Source organism: Acidovorax sp. KPB24-07 (assembly GCF_057543315.1).
Window position 1 is genome coordinate 1 of the sequence record NZ_BAAJYS010000683.1, and the last position, 1,205, is coordinate 1,205.

At 71.5% G+C, this 1,205-nt stretch carries 1 protein-coding gene; it reads left to right on the forward strand.

The features are described from left to right. Positions 1-931, forward strand: a 931-nt coding sequence (locus tag AC27IQ_RS24990; RefSeq protein WP_487091218.1) for a single-stranded-DNA-specific exonuclease RecJ, incomplete at its 5' end; no start/stop codon positions are given. Between the last annotated feature and the right edge of the window lie 274 nt (positions 932-1,205).

The window sequence follows — 1,205 nt, forward strand, 5'->3', positions numbered from 1 at the left end:
CGCGCTGTTCGACGCCGCGGGCCGCAAGGCGCCCGTGGCGACCACCTTCGACTTCGGCTTCGCCCTGGGGCCGCGCATCAACGCCGCGGGGCGCCTGGCGGACATGACGCTGGGCATCGAATGCCTGCTGACGGACGACCCCGGCCGCGCCGCGGAACTCGCCCGCACGCTCGATGCCATCAACCGCGAGCGCCGCGAGATCGAGGGCGGCATGCGCGAGCAGGCGCTGCTCATGGCCGAGAGCCTGTTCGAGGAAGGCACCGAGCCCCCGCCGGCCATCAGCGTGTTCGACCCCGACTTCCACGAAGGCGTGGTGGGCATCGTCGCCTCGCGCATCAAGGACAAGCTGCACCGCCCGACCTTCGTCTTCGCCGCCAGCGCCGCGCCGGGCAAGGGGCACGAACTCAAGGGCTCGGGGCGGTCCATTCCAGGCTTTCACCTGCGCGATGCGCTCGACCTCGTGGCCAAGCGCCACCCGGGCACGCTGCTCAAGTTCGGCGGCCACGCCATGGCGGCCGGCTGCACGGTGGCCGAGGAACACTTCGCCACCTTCGAGCGCGCCTTCGCCCAGGTCGCCCAGGAGTGGCTGGACGCCGCCACGCTCACCCGCCGTCTCGACACCGACGGGCCCCTGGCCCCCGAATACTGCCGCGCGGACATGGTGGACACCCTGCACCGCGAGGTCTGGGGCCAGGGCTTTGCGCCGCCCACCTTCAGCGAAGAGGTCGAGGTGCTGTCGCAGCGCCTGGTGGGCGAGAACAAGCACCACCTGTCGCTCAAGCTGCTGCACCAGGGCCAGCCGGTGGACGGCATCTGGTTCGGCCACACCGAACCGCTGCCCTCGCGCGTGCTGCTGGCGTTCCGGCTGGACGTGAACGAGTGGAAGGGCGATCGGCGGGTGCAGTTTCTGGTGGAAGGCGCGCAGCTTTGAGGGGGCCGCGCCGGGCCATCGTGCGGCCCGGAGGGCACGGGCGCTGCCGGGGCCCATTCATGGGGAAACAGGCCTCACGCCGGCGGATCGATTGCCTGATTAGCTATCAATTTTGCAGCAAAAAGCCCTTGCCGCGTTGAGCGCCCGGGTGCCGGGCGCCGGGGCCTGTGCCTGGCTTGGCCCGCACCCGGCCTTCCGGCTTTTCAGAACGTTTCCCAGTCGTCCTCGGAGCCGGACGCCGACCGCGCCGCGGCCGGGCGCGGCGCTGCGGCGG